We start from the raw sequence: 15835 nt of genomic DNA, 5'->3' as shown, positions 1-15835 counted from the left end.
ATGGCAACGGTTCGCCTGTTGACGGACGAAGAGGTCAGCGCCGAGGCGCTGGCCGTCTTCGATGACATCCGCGCCACCCGCAACACTGATTACATCAACAATTTCTGGCGCGCTCTGGCCCATGACCCGGTGCTGCTGAAAGCGACGTGGGAGCGGCTCAAGACCGTCATGGCCCCCGGCGCGCTGGACCCGTTGATGAAGGAGATGCTGTATGTGGCGGTTTCGATCGCCAACAATTGCGAATACTGCGTGCACTCCCATTCGGCCGCGGCCCGCGCCAAGGGCATGACCGACCAAATGCAGGCCGAGCTGCTGGCGGTGATCGCGATGGCCAGCCAGACCAACGCTCTGGCCACAGCCTTGCAGGTGCCGGTGGATGACCGGTTCAAAGCCTGAAATCCTGCATTCTGCCCGCAGATTTGCATCAGACGCACGGCGGGTATTCGGGCAGAACCCTAGCTGCACCGCAGCATCGGGTCTAACTACGCGGGGTCAACTTCAGACCAGAGGAGTTCTGCTCATGGCACATACGACGCGCCGCCCGGCGGTCTTCAACCTGCTGTCGACAGCGGCCGATGTGTTCTACGGCATCTACGAGGCGCTGATCCGCATGGGCGAGGCCAACGCCAAAGTCGTCAAGATCAAGCAACTGCACGCGCTGACCGACGAAGAACTGGCCGCGCGTGGCATGAAGCGCGAAGACATCGTGCGTTTGGTGATGGCGGGCGTCTACTAAGACACGCCCGCATCCTGCATCTCGACCACGGCCTGCGCGGCCTTGGCATAGGCGGCTTTGCACAGGTCAAAGTCCGCTTCGGTCAGCGCCAGGGACGGATAGGTCTTGCCCGGTGACTTGAACATCCCGTTCTGCATCAGAACCGCATTGAACCGGGTGGCCTTGGCCGTATCCGCGCGGACTACATCCCTGTAATCCCGCACTTTTCCGTCCGTGAACACGATCTCGAACAGGGTCGAATCGCCAATGATACGATGGGCGACCCCCTGCTTGGTCAGCGCGGCCGAGGCCATATCCATCAGACGCTGACCATTGGCGCGCAGCCGGTCGTACTGACCGGGACGGCGCAACACCTCCATCGTCTTGAGCCCGGCCACCGCTGCCACCGGATTGCCTGACAGAGTCCCCAGCTGCATCAGCCATTTCTCAGGCCCAACGGCGGGTTTGTCGAAATGGGCCATGATCTCGGCCCGCCCGGCGATCGCGGCCAGGGGAAAGCCGCCGCCGATGATCTTGCCCAGCGTGGCGATATCGGGGGTCACGCCATACAGCTCCTGCGCGCCGCCATAGGCGAAACGAAACCCGGTCACCACCTCGTCAAAGATCAGCACGATGCCGTACTTGTCGGCCTCGTCTCGCAGAAGTTGCAAGAAGCCGGGTTCGGGCGGGATGATGCGTTGCAGCGGCTCGACGATGATACCCGCGACCTGGTTGCCGTGCTCGGCCAGCAGCGAGCGGATGTAATCCGGGTCGTTGAACGGCGCGATCAGCATTTCGGCCTGAACGCTGGCCGGTATGCCCGCGCTGTCGGGAACCGCCTGCGGGAAATTCACCATTCGTGACGGGGCCAGGCTCATCTGTGCTTCGGCGCTCATGCCGTGATAGCCGCCTTCGAACTTCACGATCTTGTCGCGGCCGGTAAAGGCGCGGGCCAGCCGGATCGCGTACATGTCAGCCTCACCGCCGGACGAGACATAGCGGATCTGATCAGCGCAGGGCACGGCAGCGCAGATTTCTTCGGCCAGTTCGACCGCGCGCGCGTTGTTGGCGAAGAACGTCATGCCCTTGGGCATCTGTTCGACGACGGCCTCTAAGACCTCGGGGTGGCCGTGGCCCAGCAGCATCGGCCCCGAGCCGATCAGCAGGTCGACATATTCCTTGCCGTCTTCGTCCCAGACGCGGCTGCCCCGGCCCTCGCGGATGAAGACCGACGGGTCGAAATTGCCAAAGCCGCCGCCGGGCAGCACCGCGCGGGCGCGCTGGCCCCAGTCGGATTGGCTGAGATGTCGCGGCATGGTCGCCTCCCTAATCCAGTATCACGTCCGGCGCGCCCAGGTATTCGCGGTCTGGCGAGACGCCGAGGCCGATCCCGTCGGGCGGCGCGATCCGACCGCCCTTGCGGGCCGGGCCATCCGGCGCCAGCCGCGGCGCGACATAGCCCGACAGGTCGCACACGTTCATCAAGCGCGCGGGTTCGGTGGCCGCGCCCAGATGCAGCAGGGCGGCTGTGGTGATGTCAGACCCCCAGGTGTCTTCGACGCACATCTTCGCGCCCAGATGCAGGCACAGATCACGCGCCCGGCGCGCAGCCGACAGCCCGCCGAATTTCGACAGCTTCACCGCGACCGCGTCCATGCAGCCCAGCGCATGCGCGGCCAGCAGGCTGGCGGTGTCGTGTGCGCTTTCGTCCAGCTTCATCGGCAGGCCGGTGGCGGCGCGCACGCGGGCGCAATCTTCAATCGTGGCACTGGGTTGTTCCAGCATCACATCCAGATCCGCAACCGCCCGCCCCACCCGGCTGGCGTCCAGAGACGTGGCGCCGCAGTTCCAATCGCCATAGACCAGCGGCCCGTCGCCCACCGCCTCGCGCACCAGACGCAGGCGTTCGACATCGGCCTGCCAATCGGCATCCGCGCCCAGCTTGACCTGGAACTGGGTGACGCCCTGCGCCTGCGCCTCGCGGGCGATGCGGGCCATCTCGGCCGGGGCGATACAGGTGATCGAGTGATAGAGCGGCATCGTCTGCGCCCGCCGACCGCCCAGCAGCGCGTGCAGCGGCAGCCCTGCCACCTGCCCCGTCAGATCCCACAGCGCGATGTCAATCGCCGATTTGGCATAGACATGCCCCGGCAGGTGCCGGTCCAGCCGCGCCATCAACGCCTCGGGTCCGATCGGGTCGGCGCCCAGCAGAGCCGCGGCCATGTCCTGAACCGCCGGAGCCACGCCGCGCGCATAGGCGGGCAGGTAATGCGGAATCGGGCAGACCTCGCCCCAGCCGGTCAGATCGTCATCGGTGTCCAGTGCCAGAACCACCGTTTCAACCGTGTCGCAGGCCTTGCCGTCAGCCATGTAATAGGCCTGGTGGCTGGTCAGCGGCACATGCCAGAGCGAAATGCGGGTGATGCGAGTCATTGGTACACGGCCTTGGGATCGCCCAGTGCATCTTCATCCGGGGCCAGGCCAAGGCCGGGGGCCTCGGGCAGTTCCAGATGACCCTGACGGTTGCGTGGGCCGCGTCCGCCCGCAACGTCCAGCGTTAGCATGTCCTGACAGGCCCAGACGCCCAGACGGTTGTGGTCGGGGATGGTGGCGGCCAGATGCAGCGCCTCGGTGTCGGCCAGAACCGAGCCGCCGGTGGCCATTACATACATGTCGATGCCATGCGCCAGCGCGATGTCCCGCATCCGAGCAGCCTTGGTCAGGCCGCCGACACGGTTGAGCTTGATCCCGAAGACCTCGGCCAGCCCGTCGCGGGCAATGCGCGCGGCGTCCTGCAGGGTGACCAGGCTTTCATCCACGCTGACCGGCGCGGAATGCAGGGCCCGGATGGCGGCGATGTCGTCCAGCGTCTCGCCCGGTTGTTCGAACATCACGCCCAGATCCTCGGTGGCCTTCATCACCCGCAGCGCCTGCTGCCGCGTCCAGGCGCGGTTGACGTCATAGAGGATGCGCTCACCCGCCGGGCGGTGCGCCTCGACATCGCGTATGCGTTCTATGTCGCGATCCACGTCGCCGCCCACTTTGACCGAATGTACCCAATAGCCGCGGTCACGATAGCGATCCATCACCGCGCGGGTTTCCTCGATGGTCTTGGCCCCGACCGATGAGGCGATCGGCGCGGGGCTGCGCGATCCGCCGCCCATCAGATCGGCAATCGCCAAACCGGCCGCCTGTCCGGCAATGTCCCAGCAGGCCATGTCGATCGGCGACTTGGCATAAAGATGCCCGGGCAGCGCGTGGTCCATCGCCCGCTCGACCTCTAGAACCCGGCGGGGGTCCAGCCCGAGGACGAAGGGCGCCATGGTCTCGATCCCCGCCCGGATACCCGGCCCGTGCGCGGGCACATAGGTGTGGCCCCACGGCGTGCCCTCGCCCCAGCCGGTCAGGCCGGCGTCGGTTTCGATCTTGACGAAGGTGGCATCCAGCACCTCGAATTTCAGACGTCCGCCAGACAGCCAATAGGGATGCTCGAGCGGCAGATCGACGTGAAAGACCGAGATGCGAGAGATCTTCATGCGGCGTCCATCCTGGGCAGGTCGTTCAACCCCTCGCCCCGCCACAGTACGAAAGTGAGGATCGGCTGATCCCCTGTGGACATGGCGTGACTTTGCCAACTGGCATGCAACCGCGTGCCCTCAGCGCCCACAAAGGCCCGATCCCCGTCAACCTTGAAGACCGCGCCGCCCGCCAGCGTCAGATAGAGCTCCTCGGCCTGGTGGCTGTGCCAGTCATAGTCCAACCCGGCGCCCCAATAGGCGACATAGCCTCGCAACTGGGTCGAATGGAAATGCCCGGTTGGCCCGAACAGTTCGAAATACCCGTACCGATTGCGGAAATCGGCACCGACCTCTGCCTCGGAATAGGTTCGTTTCCAATGGGCAAGATGCGCCGCCGACCGGATCGCCTGAACGAGCCCCGTGGTCCGGGGTGATCCGGGCTGATCCAGCGCCTGCACCAGCGGCGTGGCGGGGATCGCCCGCGGTTGCAAACCGGTTGCGGTCAGGTCGGTGGGCCAGTTGCCGAATGCGGACAGCGCCGGCAGTGCTTGATGCAGTTGCCGCGCGGCTTCGAGAACGTTTTCCAGAGTCATGGGATCACCACGATGTTGCCGGTATGATGCTTGTCGATGAAGGCCTGCTGGGCCTCTCGCAGCTCAGTCAACGGGTAAGTGGCGGCCAACGCTGGCTTGATTTGCCCATTTTCTATGTATTTCACGACATCAAAGAAGTTCTGCGGCGTGTTCACGGTCGACCCGGTGAAGGTCAGATCGCGCAGGTAGAAGGTGCGCAGGTCGAATTGCACGATCGGACCGGCAATCGCGCCCGAACAGGTATAGCGCCCGCCACGCTCCAGCATGTCGATCAGTTTGGGCCACATCTTTCCGCCCACGACGTCGGCGACGACGGTGATCCGTTCGCCTTTCAGCTCGGCCCGCAAGTTCCTGGGGCTGCGCGGCAGGATGCGATCCGGACCCAGTTTGGCGACCTCGGGGTGCTTGGCCGCGCTGGCCATGGCGATCACACGTGCACCGCGCAGCTTGGACAGCTGGATCAGCGCCCCGCCCACACCGCCCGAGGCACCGGGGATCAGAACCGTGTCGCCCTCGCCGACCTGCGCCCTGTCCAACATGCCTTCGGCCGTCACATATGAGCAACTGAAGGTCGCCAGTTCGGCATCACTCAGGCCGGAGTCGATCGCCGCCACGCCGCGGATGTCGGCCTTGGTGTATTCGGCAAAGCCGCCGTCACATTCCGAGCCGAAATATCCGGCCTTGTCGCGATTCATCGGCTCGGACCAGTCGCGCAGCCAGCCCGCCACGATCACCCGCCGGCCGATGATCGCAGGATCGGCCCCCTCGCCCACGGCCACGACCGTGCCGACCGCATCCGCGCCCTGGATGCGTGGGAAGGTCAGAGGTGCGCCGCCCCAGGTGCTGTCGTCGTCATCCACCTCGGAATAGGCGCCGCCGGTGGTCGGCTCGTCCACCGCCTTGGAATACCAGCCGGTGCGGGTGTTCACATCCGTGTTGTTCAGTCCACAAGCACCAACCTTGATCAGCACCTCCATCGGGCCGGGTGTGGGCGTAGGCCAGTCCTCATGCCATTCATATTTGTCCAGATCGCCATGCCCAGTCAGGACCATGGCTTTCATGGTTTTCGGGATCATACCGCAGCCTCCATCGCGGTATCGGTGCGGGGCTGAACGCTGTGCGGGTCATAGGCAGGCGCGCCCAAGATCCGCCCGGGACGCGGCGCGCCCGCGATCACCACCTGCACCTCTGTTCCCGGCACATTGGCCTGCGGTTTGACATAGGCAAAGGCAAGGATCTTGCCGACCGTATGCCCGTAGGCCACCGAGGCGGTAGAGCCCACGACCTTGCCGTTCAGCAGGACCGCCTCGCCGCCATGCCCATCGTTCTGGCCATCCGGTTCGATCTCCAGATAGGCGCAGACCCAGCGCAGATCGGGGTTCAGAGTCTGGTCCTTGCCCAGGTATTCCTTGTCCGTGCGGGCAAAGCGCAGGACGTCGGCTTCGGCCAAGGTGACCTCGTTGGTCAACTCACCCGCGCCCTTGAAGGCCTTCTCCATCCGCAGCGCGTTCATCGCGAACGACCCGTAATCGGCGATGCCATACGGCTCGCCCGCGGACCAGAGCGCATCGTAGACGGCCAAGGCGCTGTCACGCGGCATGTGCAGTTCCCATCCCAATTCACCGGCATAGGACATGCGGAAAGCCCAGAGCCGGTGGCCCGCCACGTCGATTTCCTGCGCGGTCAGCCACTTGAAACCGGCATTGCTCAGGTCGGCATCGGTGCAGGCGGCCAGAACCTCGCGCGCCCGGGGGCCATTGAGGCTGAGCGAGGCCCAGTCGTCGGATCGCAGGATGATATCGACGTTTTCTTCGTCGCGATGCTGGGTCAGGTGGTCCAGTAGGCGCTGCTCGAAGAAGGCGGCACAGACGAGGTAGTACCGGCCTTCGGCCAGTTTCACGACCGTGGTCTCCAGCTCGATCCGTCCACGGCGGTTCAGCATGTGGGTCAGCGCGATGCCGCCCACCTTTTGCGGCAGGCGGTTGGCAACCAACCGGTCCAGCAGGACCCGGGCATCTGGGCCGCTGACCTCGACCTTGGTGAAGGCCGAGATATCCATAATGCCGACCGCCTCGCGCACGGCCCTGCATTCAACGGCGACCATGTCATGCACCACATTGCGGCGGAAAGAATAATGGTCGCGCTGTTCAACGCCATCCTTTGCGAACCAGCGGGGGCGCTCGTGGCCATAGACCTCTTCGAACACCGCCCCCTTGGCTTTCAGCCGGTCATACAGCGGGGACGGCTTGATCGGCCGCCCGGCAAGACGGTTGAAATGCGGAAACGGAATTTCGTGGCGCAGTTTGTAATCCTCATGCGCCTTGGTGACCTGCCAGTCTTTGGTGGCATAGGCCCCGAACCGGCGCGGATCATAGTCGCGCATCGAAATGTCGGCCGCGCCATGCACCATCCACCGCGCCAGTTCGCGCGTCAGGCCCGGGCCCCAGCCGATGCCGATCTGCGTGCCGCAGCAGCACCAATAGTTTCGCACCCCCGGCGCCGGGCCGATCAGCGGATTGCCGTCGGGCGGGTGCGAGATCGCCCCGTGAACCTCGCGCTGGATGCCCAGATCGGCGAAAATCGGCATCCGGTTCAGGCTCTCTTCGAGCCACGGCATGACCCGGTCGTAATCGGCATCGAACAGCCAGTTTTCATAGTCCCACGGGCAGTGGTCATGCCAGACCGAGTTCGAATTTTCCTTCTCGTAGATCCCGATCAGCCCGCGCTTCTGCTCCATGCGGATATAGCCCGAGACCTTGCGGTCATCGCGGATCACCGGCAACTCGTGATCGAGGTCCTGGAACTGTGGCACCGGTTCGGTCACGAAATAGTGGTGGGTCATCGAAGTCATCGGTAGTTGCAGGCCCGACCATTCGCCCATCTGCCGGGCATAAGTGCCACCCGCATTCACCACGTGTTCGCAGCGGATCGTGCCCCGTTCGGTCTCGACCACCCATTCGCCATTGGCCGCCTGGGTGATGTTGGTGGCCCGGCAGCGGCGGATGATCCGCGCGCCGAGCTGACGCGCCCCCGCCGCCATGGCCATGGTCACGTTCGTCGGGTCCACATGCCCGTCATCCGGCGTGTGCAGCGCGCCCAGAACCCCGTCGAGGTTGTAGAACGGGTGGAGTTCGGCCACGCGGTTGGGGCCCACCAGCTCGATGTTGAAGCCCAGTGACCGGCCCACCGACAGGGTGTGGCGCAGCCAGTCCATCTCGTCCTCGGTATAGGCCAGCCGGAACGAGCCGCAGCCATGCCATGTCACCGCCTGCCCGGTCTCGGCCGCAAGCGCTCCGGAATAAAGCGCGATGTTGTAGTCCACGCATTTGCCCAGACCAAAGGAACTGGTCGAGTGGGTGATCTGCCCGGCCGCATGCCAGGTGCTGCCGCTGGTCAGCTCGGCCTTTTCCAGCAGAACGACATCCGTCCAGCCCTCGTGCGCCAGGTGATAGGCCAGACCCACGCCCATGACACCTCCGCCCACGATCACCACGCGGGCCTGTGACGGCAGTTCCTTCCCGGACATGATTTTTCCTCTCACCGAGTCGCATTTCTTCTCGACAGGCTAAGGCCACATTTGTACCATCGTCAATCATGAATGACACAAATGTATCAAATGCCGTTCTTGACCGGCTGACCCGTGAATGGGACGCACTAACGCCCGAGGCGCAGAAAGCCGCCCGCTATGTGCTGGAAAATCCGGCGGATGTGGGCGTTTCGACCGTGCGCGAGATCGCCGAGGCCGCGAACGTGAAACCCAACACCTTCGTCCGCATGGCGCGGCAGGTGGGGTTTGAGGGGTACGAGGATTTCCGCGCGCCGTTCCGCGACGCCATCCGGCGTGGCACCGTGTCGTTCCCGGACCGCGCCCGCTGGCTGCAGGAGATCGGCAAATCCGGCGAACTGGGCGGGCTCTATGCCGACATGGTCGGAGCCGCGATCCGAAATATCGAGGAAACCTTCGCCGGGATCGACGCCACCCGGTTGCAGGCCGCGGCCGAGGCGATCTGGACATCCCGGCAGATTTTCACGCTGGGCGTCGGCGTCAACAACGCGAACGCGCGCAACTTTACCTATTTGGCCTCGACCGGGATGAAGCAGTTCCACGCCATTCCCCGGCCCGGCTCGACCCCGGTGGACGATCTGGCCTGGGCCGACGAACAGGACGTGCTGATCGCGATGACTTGCCACCCCTACCGGACCGAGGTGATCGAGGCGGTAAAGCTGGCCCGCGAACAGGGCATGACCGTGGTCGGCATTTCCGACAGCCCCGCCAGCCCGGTCATTCTGAACGCGCAACATGGGTTTGTCGTCGCCGCCGACACGCCCCAGTTCTTTCCATCATCTGTTTCGACCATCGCGTTGCTGGAGACGCTTCTGTCTTTCGTGGTCGCCCTGTCCAGCGATGAAATCGTCGAGCGTGTCGAGCGGTTTCACCGCCGCCGGCACCAACTTGGCCTATATGCGGAGGAGCCTGAATGACCGCACCGCTGACCCGCTCGCTGGAAGCCCGCTATTACACCGACCCGGCGATATTCGAGCAGGAGAAACAGGGCCTTCTGGCCCGCACCTGGCAATTTGCCGGCCATGTGGCTCAGGTGCGCGAACCGGGCGACTATTTCGCCTTTGAAATCGCAGGTCAGAACCTGTTCTGCATCCGCGGGCGCGATGGCGAAATCCGCACCTTCTACAACGTCTGCCAGCACCGCGCGCATGAAATGGTGACCGGGGCCGGCAACACCCGCGTCGTCGTCTGCCCCTATCACGCGTGGACCTATGAGCTCACAGGGCACCTGCGCGCCGGACCCAACATCAAGTCGGTTCCGGGCTTCGACCGCAGCGCGATCTGCCTGACCCCGGTGCGGACCGAGCTGTTCAACGGCTTCATCTTCGTCAACCTCGACGATGACGCCGCCCCGATGGACGATTGGTACCCCGGGGTGCGAGCGGAAATCCGCGCATTCGTTCCACACATTGACGATCTTGAGCCGCTGGAATGGGTCGAGATTCCCGAAAACTGCAACTGGAAGGTCAGTATCGAGAACTACTCGGAATGCTATCACTGCCCGACCAATCACCCGACCTTTTCCACCGGTGTGGTCAAACCCGAGACCTATGACATTCAACCCGATGCAGGCGGCGGATACGTTCTGCGCCATACGACCGAGTGTCAGAGCCTCGACAAGATGACCTATCCCATCGACCTTTCGGTGCCCCATGCGGGCGACTATCGGTCATGGTTTCTATGGCCGATGTTCTCGTTCCAGTGCTATCCCGGCAATGTCCTGAACACCTATCACTGGCGCGCGCATGATGCCGATCACTGTACCGTCTGGCGCGGATGGTACACCGAGGGCGGGTCCGAAAGCGCGGTGATCCGCCAACTGGCGGTGCAGGACCGGGAAACCACGGTCGAAGAAGACATCCGGCTGGTTGAAAGCGTGCATCGCGGCCTGAAATCGCGCGGCTATCGCCCCGGCCCGCTGGTGCTGGACCCGGCTTGCGGCGTATTGTCGGAACATTCGATCGCCCGCTTGCAGCAATGGATGCGCGAGGCGGTGGATACAGATGCAAGCGGAGTAGACGATGGCCGACATCTTTGACGAAGACCTGTTCCTGAAAGGACTGGCACAGCGCAAGGCGACGCTGGGCGACGAATACGTGGAAAAGAACCTGGCTGCGGCGGATGATTTCACCCGCCCGTTTCAGGAGGCCATGACAGCCTGGTGCTGGGGCTTTGGTTGGGGGGACGAGGTGATCGATCCCAAGACCCGTTCGATGATGAACCTGTCGATGATCGGCGCCCTGGGCAAGATGCACGAGTGGGAGATCCACTGTCGCGGAGCCCTGAACAACGGCGTCAGCAAGGAGGAAATCCGGGCGATCATCCATGTCGTCGGCATCTATTGTGGCGTCCCGCAGGCGCTGGAATGCTTTCGCGTGGCGCGCAAGGTTCTGACCGAGGCCGGTCAGCTTTAGCCACCCCCCACCGCCGCAGATCGAGATCACCCGCCCCGCGCGGGTTTCCTCGTTTCAGCACGAATATGTTACTGAATTTCGATTTGATGCACAGTTGCGTTACATTTTCCTTGCTGCGAATCGCTTCCGGGCGTATTACCCGACCAAGCGGTCACCTAATGACCTGAGCTCAAGACACGAGGTTTGACGCATGGACGCTTTCATCTGCGACGCACAGCGCACCCCGATCGGACGCTATGGCGGGGCCCTGTCCCAGGTTCGCACCGACGATCTGGCCGCGATCCCGTTGGCCGCGCTGAAAGAGCGGAACCCGCAGGTGGACTGGGCTAGCCTGGATGACGTGATCCTGGGCGATGCCAACCAGGCCGGCGAAAGCAACCGGAACGTGGCCCGCATGGCCGCCCTGCTGGCCGGTTTCCCGGTTCAGGTGCCCGGCACCACGATCAACCGCCTGTGCGCCAGCGGCATGGATGCGGTCGGCATGGCCGCGCGGGCCATCAAGGCGGGCGATTATGACATGGCGATTGCCGGTGGCGTCGAAAGCATGTCGCGCGCGCCATTCGTGATGCCCAAGGCCACCAGCGCCTTTTCCCGCGCCAATTCGGTCTATGACACTACCATCGGCTGGCGCTTCGTGAACCCGAAGATGGAAAAAATGTACGGCACCGACACGATGCCGCAGACGGCCGACAACGTGGCCGAGGAATACAACATCAGCCGCGCTGATCAGGACGCATTCGCGGCACGCAGCCAGGCCCGCTGGGCCGCGGCGCACCAGGCCGGGGTGTTTGCGGAGGAGATCACCCCGGTCACCATCCCGCAGCGCAAGGGCGACGCCATCGTCGTCGATACGGACGAACACCCACGCCCCGGCACGACCGTCGAGAAGCTGGCCAGCCTGCACGGCGTCAACGGCCCGCACAAGACCGTGACCGCGGGCAACGCCTCGGGCGTCAATGACGGCGCCGCGGCCATTCTGCTGGCCAACGAGGCCGCCGCGCAGAAGAACGGCCTGACCCCGATGGCGCGTGTCGTGGGCATGGCGGTCGCGGGGGTCGAGCCTCGGGTCATGGGAATTGGTCCGGTCCCGGCCACCCGCAAAGTGCTGGCCCGCACAGGGCTGAGCATCGAGCAGATGGATGTGATAGAATTGAACGAGGCCTTCGCAGCTCAGGGTCTGGCCACCCTGCGTGAACTTGGCGTGGCCGATGACGCACCCCATGTGAATCCCAATGGCGGCGCCATCGCCATCGGCCATCCGCTGGGCATGTCCGGCGCTCGGCTGGTCATGACGGCGGCCTTTCAACTGCGCCGCACCGGCGGACGCTATGCCTTGTGCACCATGTGCGTGGGCGTAGGCCAGGGCGCCGCGCTAATTCTCGAACGCGTGTAAGGGAGGAGACCCGACATGTATGCTCAGATGATCAAGACGGCAGGAACAGGCGTCAAATCCCGCGAGGAAATGACCGAGCAGGAACGCGCCTTTCAGGACAAGATCGACGCCGACATCAAGATCGAGCCCAAGGACTGGATGCCCGACGACTATCGCGCGACGCTGATCCGCCAGATCGGGCAACACGCCCATTCCGAGATCGTCGGCCAGCTGCCCGAAGGCAACTGGATCACCCGCGCGCCCACGCTGGAACGCAAGGCAATCCTGCTGGCCAAGGTGCAGGACGAGGCCGGGCACGGCCTGTACCTGTACTGCGCCGCCGAAACTCTGGGCGTCAGCCGCGACGAACTGACCGAAATGCTGCTGGACGGGCGGATGAAATACAGCTCGATCTTCAACTATCCCACGCTGAACTGGGCCGATATCGGCGCGGTGGGCTGGCTGGTCGACGGGGCGGCTATCATGAACCAGGTGCCGCTGCAGCGCACCTCGTACGGGCCTTATTCGCGCGCGATGATCCGCATCTGCAAGGAAGAAAGCTTTCACCAGCGCCAGGGCTATGACGCGATCCGCAAGATGGCCGAGGGCACGCCCGAACAGCGCAAGATGGCGCAGGACGCGCTGAACCGGTTCTGGTACCCGTCGCTGATGATGTTCGGCCCGTCCGACAAGGACTCGGTGCATTCGGCCCAGTCGATGGCGTGGAAGATCAAGATCAACACCAATGACGAACTGCGCCAGAAATTCGTGGATCAAACCGTGCCGCAGGCCGAGTATCTGGGCCTGACCATCCCCGACCCGGACCTGAAATGGAACGAAGAGCGCGGGCATTACGATTTCACTCAGCCCGACTGGTCGGAATTCTTCGACGTGATCAAGGGCAACGGCCCCTGCAACACCGACCGCCTGGCCGCCCGCAACAAGGCCTGGGACGACGGCAAATGGGTGCGTGACGGTCTGCTGGAACATTCCCGCAAGAAACGCGCCCGCAAGGTCGCAGCCGAATAACCCACCCGATAGGAGGACACCTGATGAAAAACGAATGGCCCCTGTGGGAAATCTTCATCCGCGGCCAGCACGGCATGAGCCACCGCCATGTCGGCTCGCTGCACGCGCCCGACGCCGAAATGGCGATCAAGAACGCCCGCGACGTCTATACCCGCCGCAACGAGGGCGTCTCGATCTGGGTGGTCGAGGCCAACAACATCACCGCCAGTTCGCCCAGCGACAAGGGTCCGCTGTACGAGCCCAGCGAAAGCAAGGTCTATCGTCACCCGACCTTTTTCGACATCCCCGAAGAAGTGGGGGCGATGTGATGACACGCGACGAGGCATTCCTGCAATTCCTGCTGCGGATGGGCGACAATACGCTGATCCTGGGCCATCGCGTCAGCGAATGCTGCGGCCACGCGCCGGTGCTGGAGGAAGACATCGCGCTGGCCAACACCGCGCTGGACCTGATCGGCCAGACGCAGATGTGGCTGGGCCTGGCCGGAGAGGTTCAGGGCGAAGGAAAGTCTGCCGACGATCTGGCCTTTCTGCGCGACGCCTGGGATTTCCGCAACGTGCTGCTGGTCGAGGTGCCCAACGGCGATTTCGGCCGCACCCTGATGCGCCAGTTCCTGTTTGATGCGTGGCACTCGATCATGCTGGGCCGGCTGATGAAATCGTCTGACGACCGGGTCGCGGCGATTGCCGAGAAGGCCAGCAAAGAGGTCGCCTATCACCTGGAACGGTCCAGCGACACGGTGGTCGGACTGGGCGACGGGACCGAGGAAAGCCACAGGCGCATGCAAGAGGCGCTGGATAACCTCTGGCCCTATGTCGGCGAGATGTTCGCCAGCGACGAGGTTGATGCCGAGATGGCCGCCGCGGGTATCGCACCCGACCCGGCCGGCCTACGCGAGGAATACGACGCGCTGGTTCAGCGCGTACTAACCGAAGCCACCCTGACCATTCCCGACAGCCGCTTTTCCCACAAGGGCGGCCGCGACGGGCGCATGCATACCGAACATCTGGGCCACCTGTTGACCCAGATGCAATGGCTGCAGCGGGCCTATCCGGGCGCAACCTGGTAAAGGCCGATGGATCGCGCCACCGTAGAGCAGGTCTGGGAATGGCTCGACGCCGTGCCCGACCCCGAGATCCCAGTGATCTCGGTCGTCGATCTGGGCATCGTGCGCGATGTGACATGGGAGGGCGACACGCTGAAGGTTGCCGTGACGCCCACCTATTCCGGCTGCCCGGCGACCTCGGTCATTGCAATGGACATCGAAACCGCCCTGCGCGACCACGGCATCGACAAGATCAAGCTGGAGACCCGCATCTCTCCGGCCTGGACGACCGATTGGCTCAGCGACAAGGGCCGTGCGAAGCTCGAAGAATACGGCATCGCACCGCCCCAGCCCGCAGGCGGACCCGACCGCTGCCCGCATTGCGGCAGCACGGCAGTGGAAAAGGTCAGCCAGTTCGGCTCGACCCCGTGCAAGGCGCACTGGCGCTGCACCGAATGCCTGGAACCTTTCGACTATTTCAAGTGCATCTGAGGAGGACCGGATGGCACGTTTTCACGATCTGGAAGTCACCGACATCCACAAGACCATCCGCGACGCGGTCGTGGTCACTCTGAAGCCGGTGAACGGCGCGGCCGAGGCGTTCGACTTTGTCCAGGGCCAGTACCTGACCTTCCGCCGCGAATTTGACGGGGAAGAGCTGCGCCGCTCCTACTCGATCTGCGCGGGCAAGGATGACGGCGTTCTGCAGGTGGGCATCAAACGGGTAGAGGGCGGCGCTTTTTCGACCTGGGCCAACACCGAGCTGAAAGTGGGCGACAGGTTGCAGGCGATGCCGCCGATGGGGGCCTTCCACACGCCGCTGGACCCGTCCGCGCACCGGCAGTACCTGGGCTTTGCCGGCGGGTCGGGCATCACGCCGGTTCTGTCAATCCTAAAGACCACGCTGGCACGCGAACCGCATTCGCGCTTCACTCTGGTCTATGCCAACAAGGGCGTGAACACGATCATGTTCCGCGAAGAGCTGGAAGACCTGAAGAACCAGTACATGGGCCGCCTGAACGTGATCCATATCCTGGAAACCGACGCGCAGGAGATCGACCTGTTCACCGGGCTGGTAACCAAAGAGAAATGCTCCGAACTGTTCCAGCATTGGATCGACGTCGAAAACACCGACACCGCCTTCATCTGCGGCCCCGAGCCGATGATGCTGGGCATTGCCGAGGCTTTGCGCGAACACGGGCTGGATGACAGCCAGATCAAGTTCGAGCTGTTTGCCAGCGCCCAACCGGGCCGCGCCAAACGCAAGCAGGGCGATGCCGCCAGCGCCGCGCAGGCCAACCAGACCCAGGCGCGGGTCACGCTGGACGGCGCCACCCAGACCATCACCATGCCCAAGGACCAGACCATTCTGGACGCGGCGCTGGAAAACGCGATGGACGCCCCCTATGCCTGCAAGGCCGGGGTCTGTTCGACCTGCCGCTGCAAGGTGATCGAAGGCGAGGTCGAGATGGTCGCCAACCACGCGCTCGAGGATTACGAGGTCGAGAAAGGCTATGTGCTCAGCTGCCAGGCCTACCCGCTGACCGACAATGTCGTCGTCGACTACGACCAATAAAGGGAGAG

General features: G+C 64.0%; 17 protein-coding genes. 11 read left to right on the top strand and 6 right to left on the bottom strand.

Annotated features, from left to right (window positions below; genetic code table 11):
• Both AC2FMM_RS00540 and AC2FMM_RS00535 read left to right on the top strand, forming a co-directional pair.
• Positions 1–396 (top strand): carboxymuconolactone decarboxylase family protein, encoded by a 396-nt coding sequence (locus AC2FMM_RS00540; protein ID WP_496686819.1) that lies wholly within the window; start codon positions 1–3, stop codon positions 394–396.
• A 124-nt stretch (positions 397–520) separates the two neighbouring features.
• Positions 521–736 carry a DUF1127 domain-containing protein gene (locus tag AC2FMM_RS00535; protein WP_496795496.1) on the top strand — a complete coding sequence of 72 codons (216 nt, stop codon included), beginning with the start codon at positions 521–523 and terminating at the stop codon, positions 734–736.
• On the opposite strand, the gene AC2FMM_RS00530 is transcribed toward AC2FMM_RS00535, so the two are convergent.
• The 6 genes from AC2FMM_RS00530 to AC2FMM_RS00505 are packed head-to-tail and all read right to left on the bottom strand — an operon-like array spanning position 733 to position 8352.
• Positions 733–2031 (bottom strand): aspartate aminotransferase family protein, encoded by a 1299-nt coding sequence (locus AC2FMM_RS00530; RefSeq protein WP_496795495.1) that lies wholly within the window; start codon positions 2029–2031, stop codon positions 733–735. The two genes, AC2FMM_RS00535 and AC2FMM_RS00530, sit on opposite strands and share 4 nt — an antisense overlap.
• 10 nt (positions 2032–2041) lie before the next feature.
• Positions 2042–3148, bottom strand: coding sequence for a mandelate racemase/muconate lactonizing enzyme family protein (locus AC2FMM_RS00525; RefSeq protein WP_496795494.1), 1107 nt, complete (start codon positions 3146–3148; stop codon positions 2042–2044).
• Positions 3145–4251 carry a mandelate racemase/muconate lactonizing enzyme family protein gene (locus AC2FMM_RS00520; RefSeq protein ID WP_496795493.1) on the bottom strand — a complete coding sequence of 369 codons (1107 nt, stop codon included), beginning with the start codon at positions 4249–4251 and terminating at the stop codon, positions 3145–3147. Before AC2FMM_RS00520 ends, AC2FMM_RS00525 begins: the two co-directional genes overlap by 4 nt.
• Entirely contained in the window at positions 4248–4826 is a 579-nt protein-coding gene (locus AC2FMM_RS00515; protein ID WP_496795492.1) for a dimethylsulfonioproprionate lyase family protein, read from the bottom strand. The genes AC2FMM_RS00520 and AC2FMM_RS00515 overlap by 4 nt, the downstream gene beginning before the upstream one ends.
• Complete coding sequence (locus AC2FMM_RS00510) at positions 4823–5902, bottom strand: alcohol dehydrogenase family protein (protein WP_496686810.1); 1080 nt, start codon at positions 5900–5902, stop codon at positions 4823–4825. The genes AC2FMM_RS00515 and AC2FMM_RS00510 overlap by 4 nt, the downstream gene beginning before the upstream one ends.
• Complete coding sequence (locus AC2FMM_RS00505; protein WP_496795491.1) at positions 5899–8352, bottom strand: FAD-dependent oxidoreductase; 2454 nt, start codon at positions 8350–8352, stop codon at positions 5899–5901. The genes AC2FMM_RS00510 and AC2FMM_RS00505 overlap by 4 nt, the downstream gene beginning before the upstream one ends.
• Positions 8353–8420: 68 nt before the next feature.
• Between AC2FMM_RS00505 and AC2FMM_RS00500 the strand changes: the two genes are divergently transcribed.
• From AC2FMM_RS00500 to AC2FMM_RS00460, 9 genes are all read left to right on the top strand, one after another.
• Positions 8421–9308 carry a MurR/RpiR family transcriptional regulator gene (locus tag AC2FMM_RS00500; protein ID WP_496679023.1) on the top strand — a complete coding sequence of 296 codons (888 nt, stop codon included), beginning with the start codon at positions 8421–8423 and terminating at the stop codon, positions 9306–9308.
• A complete protein-coding gene (locus AC2FMM_RS00495; RefSeq protein ID WP_496795490.1) occupies positions 9305–10429 on the top strand; it encodes an aromatic ring-hydroxylating oxygenase subunit alpha in 1125 nt (374 codons plus the stop codon). Before AC2FMM_RS00500 ends, AC2FMM_RS00495 begins: the two co-directional genes overlap by 4 nt.
• Positions 10413–10805, top strand: a complete 393-nt coding sequence (locus AC2FMM_RS00490; protein ID WP_170357019.1) for a carboxymuconolactone decarboxylase family protein — start codon at positions 10413–10415, stop codon at positions 10803–10805. Before AC2FMM_RS00495 ends, AC2FMM_RS00490 begins: the two co-directional genes overlap by 17 nt.
• 190 nt (positions 10806–10995) lie before the next feature.
• A complete protein-coding gene (gene pcaF / locus AC2FMM_RS00485; protein WP_496679027.1) occupies positions 10996–12198 on the top strand; it encodes a 3-oxoadipyl-CoA thiolase in 1203 nt (400 codons plus the stop codon).
• A gap of 15 nt (positions 12199–12213) precedes the next feature.
• The gene (gene paaA, locus AC2FMM_RS00480; protein WP_496679029.1) at positions 12214–13206 is read left to right on the top strand and encodes a 1,2-phenylacetyl-CoA epoxidase subunit PaaA; all 993 of its coding nucleotides are present in this window, start codon (positions 12214–12216) and stop codon (positions 13204–13206) included.
• A 23-nt stretch (positions 13207–13229) separates the two neighbouring features.
• On the top strand, positions 13230–13514 hold the full coding sequence (gene paaB / locus AC2FMM_RS00475; RefSeq protein ID WP_005978248.1) for a 1,2-phenylacetyl-CoA epoxidase subunit PaaB: 285 nt from the start codon (positions 13230–13232) through the stop codon (positions 13512–13514).
• Positions 13514–14275 (top strand): 1,2-phenylacetyl-CoA epoxidase subunit PaaC, encoded by a 762-nt coding sequence (gene paaC, locus AC2FMM_RS00470; RefSeq protein ID WP_496795489.1) that lies wholly within the window; start codon positions 13514–13516, stop codon positions 14273–14275. The genes paaB and paaC overlap by 1 nt, the downstream gene beginning before the upstream one ends.
• Positions 14276–14281: 6 nt before the next feature.
• Positions 14282–14743 carry a 1,2-phenylacetyl-CoA epoxidase subunit PaaD gene (gene paaD / locus AC2FMM_RS00465; RefSeq protein WP_496679032.1) on the top strand — a complete coding sequence of 154 codons (462 nt, stop codon included), beginning with the start codon at positions 14282–14284 and terminating at the stop codon, positions 14741–14743.
• Positions 14744–14753: 10 nt separating this feature from the next.
• Positions 14754–15827 carry a 2Fe-2S iron-sulfur cluster-binding protein gene (locus tag AC2FMM_RS00460; protein ID WP_496795488.1) on the top strand — a complete coding sequence of 358 codons (1074 nt, stop codon included), beginning with the start codon at positions 14754–14756 and terminating at the stop codon, positions 15825–15827.
• Positions 15828–15835: the final 8 nt, after the last annotated feature.

Source organism: Ruegeria sp. BHSC043 (genome assembly GCF_059612985.1).
Note: the sequence above shows the minus strand (reverse complement) of the source record. Positions and strands in the feature narration are given on the sequence as shown.

Coding starts and splice junctions, on each gene's coding strand:
- AC2FMM_RS00525 (WP_496795494.1), bottom strand. CDS start 3,148: ATGACTCGCATCACCCGCATTTCGCTCTGGCATGTGCCGCTGACCAGC.
- AC2FMM_RS00540 (WP_496686819.1), top strand. CDS start 1: ATGGCAACGGTTCGCCTGTTGACGGACGAAGAGGTCAGCGCCGAGGCG.
- AC2FMM_RS00490 (WP_170357019.1), top strand. CDS start 10,413: ATGGCCGACATCTTTGACGAAGACCTGTTCCTGAAAGGACTGGCACAG.
- AC2FMM_RS00495 (WP_496795490.1), top strand. CDS start 9,305: ATGACCGCACCGCTGACCCGCTCGCTGGAAGCCCGCTATTACACCGAC.
- paaD (WP_496679032.1), top strand. CDS start 14,282: ATGGATCGCGCCACCGTAGAGCAGGTCTGGGAATGGCTCGACGCCGTG.
- paaA (WP_496679029.1), top strand. CDS start 12,214: ATGTATGCTCAGATGATCAAGACGGCAGGAACAGGCGTCAAATCCCGC.
- paaB (WP_005978248.1), top strand. CDS start 13,230: ATGAAAAACGAATGGCCCCTGTGGGAAATCTTCATCCGCGGCCAGCAC.
- pcaF (WP_496679027.1), top strand. CDS start 10,996: ATGGACGCTTTCATCTGCGACGCACAGCGCACCCCGATCGGACGCTAT.
- AC2FMM_RS00515 (WP_496795492.1), bottom strand. CDS start 4,826: ATGACTCTGGAAAACGTTCTCGAAGCCGCGCGGCAACTGCATCAAGCA.
- AC2FMM_RS00460 (WP_496795488.1), top strand. CDS start 14,754: ATGGCACGTTTTCACGATCTGGAAGTCACCGACATCCACAAGACCATC.
- paaC (WP_496795489.1), top strand. CDS start 13,514: ATGACACGCGACGAGGCATTCCTGCAATTCCTGCTGCGGATGGGCGAC.
- AC2FMM_RS00530 (WP_496795495.1), bottom strand. CDS start 2,031: ATGCCGCGACATCTCAGCCAATCCGACTGGGGCCAGCGCGCCCGCGCG.
- AC2FMM_RS00510 (WP_496686810.1), bottom strand. CDS start 5,902: ATGATCCCGAAAACCATGAAAGCCATGGTCCTGACTGGGCATGGCGAT.
- AC2FMM_RS00505 (WP_496795491.1), bottom strand. CDS start 8,352: ATGTCCGGGAAGGAACTGCCGTCACAGGCCCGCGTGGTGATCGTGGGC.
- AC2FMM_RS00500 (WP_496679023.1), top strand. CDS start 8,421: ATGAATGACACAAATGTATCAAATGCCGTTCTTGACCGGCTGACCCGT.
- AC2FMM_RS00535 (WP_496795496.1), top strand. CDS start 521: ATGGCACATACGACGCGCCGCCCGGCGGTCTTCAACCTGCTGTCGACA.
- AC2FMM_RS00520 (WP_496795493.1), bottom strand. CDS start 4,251: ATGAAGATCTCTCGCATCTCGGTCTTTCACGTCGATCTGCCGCTCGAG.